Origin of the sequence: Microcystis sp. M49636_WE2 (genome assembly GCF_030065375.1) — a bacterium.
Taxonomy (GTDB): domain Bacteria; phylum Cyanobacteriota; class Cyanobacteriia; order Cyanobacteriales; family Microcystaceae; genus Microcystis; species Microcystis aeruginosa_C.
In genome coordinates this window covers 1-7,529 of sequence record NZ_JASJFG010000092.1, presented here as the reverse complement: position 1 = coordinate 7,529, position 7,529 = coordinate 1, and the positions used below count along the sequence as shown (strand labels likewise).

The following is a 7,529-nucleotide window of genomic DNA, read 5'->3' as shown; positions in this document are numbered from 1 at the left end:
GTCTCCTCCAGATGATCTACATAAAAACTTAAGAATGATCCCCGTCTGGTGATAGACTTTTGACTGTTAAGGAAACAAACTCACTAGATAAATCATAGATCAGCTGTAGGGAGGATCATCGAGTGGAAAGTACGCTAGGGTTAGAAATTATCGAAGTGGTCGAACAGGCTGCCATTGCCTCCTCGAAGTGGATGGGTAAAGGCGAAAAAAATATCGCCGATCACGTCGCTGTGGAAGCGATGCGCGAACGGATGAATAAAATCCATATGCGCGGTCGCATCGTTATTGGAGAAGGGGAAAGAGACGAGGCTCCCATGCTCTATATTGGCGAAGAAGTGGGTATCTGTACCCAAGTTGATGCCAAACAATATTGTAATCCCGACGAATTGGTCGAAATCGATATCGCCGTCGATCCCTGCGAAGGCACTAACTTGGTTGCCTACGGTCAAAATGGTTCCATGGCCGTGTTAGCGATCTCCGAAAAAGGTGGATTATTCGCCGCTCCTGACTTTTATATGAAAAAATTAGCCGCTCCCCCAGCAGCTAAAGGTCATGTGGATATTAATAAATCGGCGACGGAAAACCTGAAAGTTCTTTCCGATTGTCTCAATCGTTCGATCGAAGAACTGGTGGTAGTGGTGATGGATCGTCCCCGTCACAAGGAATTAATCCAAGAAATCCGCAACGCCGGGGCCAGAGTTCGTCTGATCAGCGATGGTGACGTATCGGCCGCTATTTCCTGCGCTTTTTCGGGAACTAATATTCATGCTCTCATGGGTATCGGTGCCGCTCCAGAAGGGGTAATCTCGGCAGCGGCTATGCGTTGTCTAGGCGGTCACTTCCAGGGACAATTAATCTATGATCCCGAAGTGGTCAAAACCGGTTTAATCGGCGAAAGCCGCGAGGGTAATCTCGCTCGTCTGCAAGAAATGGGTATCACTAATCCCGATCGCGTTTACGGTTGCGAAGAATTAGCCAGTGGCGAAACCGTCCTCTTTGCCGCCTGTGGTATCACCCCCGGCACCCTGATGGAAGGGGTACGCTTCTTCCATGGTGGCGCTCGTACCCAAAGCTTGGTTATCTCCACCCAATCGAAAACCGCTCGCTTTGTCGATACCGTTCACCTGTTCGACCAACCCAAATACATTCAACTGAGATAATTCTCTGACCCGGTGGGGTGGGCATGGCTCACCTCGCCCCCATTGGTAAAAATATATAAAGTTTTTTTTCAAACATCTTTTATTTGCATCCCGATTGGGACTAAATTGCAACAATTAGAGACATAACGCACTGATCTTTATCAATAATTTTTGTAGCCTGAGCAACATTTGTAGGAGAACATAAATGAATATTGCTGTAGTGGGCTTGAGTCACAAGACAGCCCCTGTGGAAATTCGCGAAAAATTGAGTATCCCGGAAGCGAAAATCGAGTCCGCTCTTACCCACCTCAAGGGTTATCCCCACATCCAAGAGGTGGCGATTATCAGCACCTGTAACCGTTTGGAGATCTACGCCGTGGTTACGGATACGGAAAAGGGCGTGGTGGAAATTACCCAGTTTCTCGCTGAAATCGGGCATATTCCCCTTAATGTCCTGCGTCGTTATCTGTTTACCCTACTGCATCAGGATGCTGTGCGTCATCTGCTCCGGGTGTCGGCCGGTTTAGAAAGTCTTGTCCTCGGTGAAGGGCAAATTCTCGCTCAAGTTAAAAATACCCATAAATTAGCTCAAAAGTACAATACTATTAGCCAATTACTCGATCGCCTTTTTAAACAAGCGATGACTGCCGGTAAGCGCGTCCGCACGGAAACCAGCATCGGCACGGGAGCCGTATCGATCAGTTCGGCGGCGGTGGAGTTAGCCCATGCTAAGGTGGCAGACCTCAGCGGCAAGAAAATCGCTATTATCGGGGCAGGGAAAATGTCCCGATTATTAGTTACTCACCTTCTGGCTAAGGGTTCTCAGCAAATTGCGATCGTCAATCGCTCCCAAAGACGGGCCCAGGAGTTGGCCCGTGAATTTCCTCACCTACCGCTGCAACTATATGGCTTAGAAGAGATGATGACTACCGTAGCGGCATCGGATATCGTCTTTACCAGTACCGGAGCCACGGAACCAATTTTAACTAAAAATTTATTGACAGAAGTGACGATTACTGCTAAATCGCTGATGTTAATCGATATTTCTGTTCCCCGCAACGTCCACACCGACGTGAAGGAATTGGCACAAGTGCAAGCTTTTAACGTCGATGATCTTAAAGCGGTGGTTGCCGCCAATCAGGAAAGTCGCCGTCAGATGGCCAGGGAAGCAGAGGCACTCCTAGAGCAGGAAGTGGAAGCTTTCGAGCTTTGGTGGCGTTCTTTGGACACTGTACCGACAATTAGCTGTTTAAGAAGCAAAATTGAAGATATTCGCGAACAGGAATTAGAAAAGGCCCTCTCCCGTTTGGGGACGGAATTCGCCGAAAAACACCAAGAAGTTATCGAAGCAATGACCCGCGGTATCGTTAATAAAATCCTTCACGAACCCATGGTACAACTGCGGGCCCAACAGGATATCGAAGCGCGTAAGCGCTGTTTACAATCCCTGCAAATGCTCTTTAATCTCAGTGTCGGGGAGGAATATAGTTAGGGGCCGACAATTGACAAAAATTAAGGGCGATTCTATTGGTCTGTTAAGATGATTTTGAGGCACTGGGGGCGAATAATTTGGCAGGATTCCCCTATCCACAATTTCAAGATTGACAGACCACTAAGCGGTTGACTCTCTAAATTACTCGTTAAGGCTGTCCATGAGTGCCGGAGTTGGCAGCAGGGAGCGGTATAATTAATGGACATCTCCAAGAATTAGAACCCAGTCACAGCTTGCTTTTATGCCATGTGCTAATTAAATGGTTCGATAATCGTTGTTGATTCAATTTAACTAAAAATATGGGGCAACTAATTTTCTAGGAAATTGAGTCGCAGCAAGTCCTTCAAGGAGATCCATCTTTATATTTAATTCCAAACACTTACTTAAGATGGTGATTTAGTTCAATTCAATAAGCTATATGGGGAGATGAATTAATGGGTAATCAAGAGCAAGAAAAATGGTGGAATGACGAGGAAAACCTCAAGTCGATTGAGTATTACGGATTAATCGACCAAGAGATCCATCGTGAACACAATCTGATTGCCAATCGAATGAACTGGTATGTCACTTCCCAGTCTTTTTTGATGGCAGCATTTGCAGTTTCTGGTAATAATAATTATCGACTTGGGTTTCTATCTGTATTTTTACCAATACTAGGAATTCTGACATCATGTATTATTGGAGCTTCGCTTTATGCGGCTATCAAAGCGATGGATCAACTTAAGACAGAAAAAAAACGCATCCTTGAGCAGGATAAGTATTTAGGAAATATTTCTACTTTTAAAGCAAGGTTTGTTGACAATAAACATACTTGGATTCATCGGTGGGGGATTTTCCCTGCTCTTTCTATTCCTGTTTTGTTTGTTATTTTCTGGTGCATTTTTCTATACTTAGCGACACAAACTAAACTATGCTAGAGTGACATGACAAGCACTTTCGATTGGGATAGTCGAAGAGAGGCTGACAATAAGGCTAAACATGGTGTGGACTTTGAGACTGCTCAATATGCGTTTTTCGATCCACATCGTTTGATTGTCCATGATGTCCAACATAGTGACTCAGAGGAACGTTGGTTTTGTATTGGTAAGGTAAAAGACCGGGTTTTAACGGTGCGTTTTACTTACCGCGATGGAGTGATTCGTATATTTGGCGCAGCTGAATGGCGTAAATGGAGAAAATTCTATGAAGAACATAACCCCTGATCCCGCAAAACCGATTGGTAAGGTGACAATTGTCGAAGACTTTTTACCGCCACCAGAGCAGCTAATACCGAATCAAAATACTGTCAGGATAACGATGGAATTTTCTAAGGAGAGTATTGAGTATTTTAAACGGGAAGCTCAACGTCATAATGCTTCCTATCAATCCCTGATTCGTAATCTTGTAGATGCTTATGTCAGACAACAACAGCAGTGAGTATAATTAGCAATCCATCATTATTAAAGTTAGCGGTGCTTTACGTTAACGCACGTTTTGAGTGGAATATTAGAAAGCCTTCTGCGGTAATTATGCCCAAATTGAGGGGGTGTTTAACTGATGGAAGTAGGATAAGTACCTAAGCAAAATTAATTACACAAATCTAACCCCCCCTTGCCTCTTGCCTCTTGCCTTTTGCCTTTCTTCACTAGGAAATTTATTTTGCACGACTACTTAGAGGAGGGTATGGGACCGCAGGGAGCGATATAATTGATGGTTAGTCCAGAAATTTTTAGAGAGAATGAAGACCTTAGAAGAAACTATTGCACAGGCTATGGATTGCCAAGATAAGTCAATCTTACCTTTTCTTCCATATATTTTACAGGACTTCTGGGAAATAGGCTCTTCTGCAAATTCTATTCTTAAAATTGTCAAAGCACATACAAATAATTATTCTGAATTAAATGTACTGGATCTAGGCTGCGGCAAAGGTGCAGTCTCGATAAAATTGTCAATTGAACTGGATTGCTACTGCCTTGGAATCGATGCAATACCAGAATTTATTGAAATCGCTAATAAAAAAGCTAGAGAAGAAGCAATTACTTCAAGGTGTAAATTTATTTCAGGAGACGCACGAGAAATAATCGATACATTAAACCAATTCAATCTGATTATTCTCGGCTCGATCGGTCCCGTATTTGGAAATTATTTTGACACTATGACTATCTTAAAAAAGAATCTGATAAAGGATGGTTTAATTATCTTGGACGATGGATATTTTGAAGATGATCAACCCTATAAGCATGACTTTATACTCAAAAAAAGTATGCTGTTAAAACAAATAGAAAAAGCTGGCATGAAATTAATAAAAGAATATACAGAAACTGAAATAAATCAAAATGATGAGTATGAAATGCAGTTTAATTATCTTAGGCAAAGATGCCAAGAATTAGCGGTAAAATATCCAGATAAAAAATATTTATTTGATAATTATATTGAAAAACAAAGAGTCGAGTATAACAATCTAGAAAATATAATTACTTGTGCAACAATGGTAATTCAAAATAAATAATTTTGGACTAACATCGCCTTCAGTCTGACCCCGCATCATCAGTTGATTGCGATGTCGAAGCCACTGCCAAAAACTCGATGACCGGTTCGAGAGGGCGGGACTCGGCTAAAGTAGAACGGGGGTGCTGAATCGTTTGTATTCTTTCAGGTTAACCCCCCCTCCTTTTCTGATACCGAACTGAGGTTAATTATCATCGGTCAAGCGTCAAAACATCTAGGCTTTTCCTTGATCCCAGTAATGTAAACTTTGATTAAGAGAAAGACTTCTAGCTCCGATCCGATGTTATATTAATAATTGAAGCTAAAGAAAAAAGCTTCCCTGACAGATCAACTGGCAAGGTTATAAAGGTCAAGTTCACAAAGGAGTAAACCCTGTTAAAGTTACATTCTGTCTCGATAACGACGATAACAGCGACCGACCTGAACGCTCATATTTCCTAGAGTAGAGAACAAGGGAGTTAGGCAATTGCAACTAAGGTTCAATGCTTCTCCAACCAGTCTCAAGTTATGAGGGGAAATACCTGAGAATCGGTAAACTGGTCGCTGTTATTGTTTGTCAACACAAGTAATTGATAATTGCAGACCCCCTCCTTTGATGAGATAATAGAAAGTCTTCTGTTCAAAAGGATATCGATAGGATGCGACTCTCTCAACAGCTTTTTGTCACTCTCCGGGAAGACCCGGCCGAGGCGGAAATCCCCAGTCATAAATGCTTAGTCCGTGCCGGTTACATTCGTCGCATTGGCAGCGGCATTTACGCCTATTTACCCCTGATGTGGCGGGTTTTACAGAAAGTCTCCCAGATAGTCCGGGAAGAAATGAATAAAGCCGGCGCCCAAGAATGTTTACTTCCCCAACTGCAACCGGCGGAACTCTGGCAAGAATCAGGCCGTTGGGACACCTACACAAAAGCAGAAGGGATTATGTTTGCCCTGACGGACCGGCAAAACCGGGAGTTAGGATTAGGACCGACTCACGAAGAAGTAATTACTGCCGTCGCTCGTGATTTAATTCGTTCCTATCGACAATTACCAGTTAATTTATATCAGATTCAAACTAAATTTCGCGATGAAATTCGCCCTCGTTTTGGTTTAATGCGGGGACGAGAATTTATTATGAAAGATGCCTATTCTTTCAATCTCGACGAGGAATGTTTAAAGAAAACCTATCAAGCGATGGATATAGCTTACCGCAATATTTTCCGCCGTTGTGGGTTAGCTTTTCGGGCAGTAGAAGCGGATTCTGGAGCGATTGGCGGTTCCGCATCCCAAGAATTTATGGTCTTAGCTGATGCCGGAGAAGATGAGGTTTTATTTACCGCCGATGAAAAGTATGCGGCTAATGTGGAAAAAGCCGTTTCTTTGCCAGCAGATAAAGTGGCTTCTCCCTTTAAAAAGTTTACTAAAAAAGAAACTCCTAACACCAACACGATCGAAAGTTTAGCTCAATTTCTCGATTGTTCTGCCACCGCTATCGTCAAAAATGTTCTCTACGAAGTGGTTTATGATAGCGGCATAACTGTTTTAGTTTTACTGCATATTCGCGGTGATCAAGAGGTTAATGAAGTTAAACTACAAAATGAATTAGTTAGACAGGCAGGCCGTTACAATGCTAAAACAATTTTGGCTTTAAAAATACCCGATGCTGCCGCTCAACAGAAATGGGCAACTAAACCTTTACCTTTAGGTTATATTGCTCCCGACTTAGAAGATAATTTACTCAAAAAATCCAGCGATATAGCTCCTAAGTTTTTACGCATAGCAGACAACACGGTGACAGACTTAGAAAACTTTATCACTGGTGCTAATGAAACCGGGTTTCATGTAGTGGGGGCCAATTGGGGTCAAGATTTTATCTTACCGGAATTAATCGTCGATCTACGCAAGGCCCGGGTAGGCGATCGAGCTATTCATGATCCCAATCAAACCTTGCAAAGTGCCAGAGGAATTGAAGTCGGTCATATCTTCCAATTGGGCTATAAATATTCTCAAGCCATGAATGCTTTTTATACTAATGAAGCGGGAGAATCTACCCCCATTTGTATGGGTTGTTATGGTATAGGAGTATCGCGTTTAGCCCAGGCAGCCGTAGAACAATCCTACGATAAAGATGGCATTATTTGGCCCGTAGCTATTGCCCCCTATCAAGCGATTGTGGTTATTCCTAATTTAGCCGATGCCGAGCAGGTAAAAACCGCCGAAAGTTTATACAATGAGTTAAATCAAGCGGGCATTGAAACCCTTTTAGATGACCGGAATGAACGTGCAGGTGTTAAGTTCAAAGATGCGGATTTAATTGGGATTCCCTATCGCATTGTCACGGGTAAATCTCTCAAATCGGGTAAGGTGGAATTAGTCGAAAGAGCCAGTAAAAAAGCGTCAGAAGTAGCAATTAATGAGGTGGTTTCCTAT

General features: G+C 42.8%; 7 protein-coding genes. All 7 read left to right on the top strand.

Translation table 11 applies throughout. The features are described 5' to 3' along the window. Positions 1 to 122 precede the first annotated feature (122 nt). Positions 123 to 1,160: a class II fructose-bisphosphatase gene (gene glpX / locus PX484_RS02170; protein ID WP_002756310.1), complete on the top strand. Its 1,038-nt coding sequence runs from the start codon at positions 123 to 125 to the stop codon at positions 1,158 to 1,160. Between the two features lie 184 nt (positions 1,161 to 1,344). After that, positions 1,345 to 2,631: a glutamyl-tRNA reductase gene (locus tag PX484_RS02165; protein WP_002802091.1), complete on the top strand. Its 1,287-nt coding sequence runs from the start codon at positions 1,345 to 1,347 to the stop codon at positions 2,629 to 2,631. Between the two features lie 434 nt (positions 2,632 to 3,065). Then, complete coding sequence (locus PX484_RS02160; RefSeq protein WP_287666704.1) at positions 3,066 to 3,548, top strand: RipA family octameric membrane protein; 483 nt, start codon at positions 3,066 to 3,068, stop codon at positions 3,546 to 3,548. Positions 3,549 to 3,554: 6 nt separating this feature from the next. After that, entirely contained in the window at positions 3,555 to 3,833 is a 279-nt protein-coding gene (locus tag PX484_RS02155) for a BrnT family toxin (RefSeq protein WP_002756313.1), read from the top strand. Then, positions 3,814 to 4,047 (top strand): hypothetical protein, encoded by a 234-nt coding sequence (locus PX484_RS02150; RefSeq protein ID WP_002756314.1) that lies wholly within the window; start codon positions 3,814 to 3,816, stop codon positions 4,045 to 4,047. The genes PX484_RS02155 and PX484_RS02150 overlap by 20 nt, the downstream gene beginning before the upstream one ends. A gap of 301 nt (positions 4,048 to 4,348) precedes the next feature. After that, complete coding sequence (locus PX484_RS02145; protein ID WP_287766432.1) at positions 4,349 to 5,119, top strand: class I SAM-dependent methyltransferase; 771 nt, start codon at positions 4,349 to 4,351, stop codon at positions 5,117 to 5,119. Between the two features lie 637 nt (positions 5,120 to 5,756). Further along, positions 5,757 to 7,529, top strand: a 1,773-nt coding sequence (locus PX484_RS02140) for a proline--tRNA ligase (RefSeq protein ID WP_288102737.1), incomplete at its 3' end; no start/stop codon positions are given.

Excerpts from the sequence above, each read along its gene's own strand:
- PX484_RS02160 (WP_287666704.1), top strand. The coding sequence starts at position 3,066 with ATGGGTAATCAAGAGCAAGAAAAATGGTGGAATGACGAGGAAAACCTC.
- PX484_RS02165 (WP_002802091.1), top strand. The coding sequence starts at position 1,345 with ATGAATATTGCTGTAGTGGGCTTGAGTCACAAGACAGCCCCTGTGGAA.
- PX484_RS02155 (WP_002756313.1), top strand. The coding sequence starts at position 3,555 with ATGACAAGCACTTTCGATTGGGATAGTCGAAGAGAGGCTGACAATAAG.
- PX484_RS02150 (WP_002756314.1), top strand. The coding sequence starts at position 3,814 with ATGAAGAACATAACCCCTGATCCCGCAAAACCGATTGGTAAGGTGACA.
- PX484_RS02145 (WP_287766432.1), top strand. The coding sequence starts at position 4,349 with ATGAAGACCTTAGAAGAAACTATTGCACAGGCTATGGATTGCCAAGAT.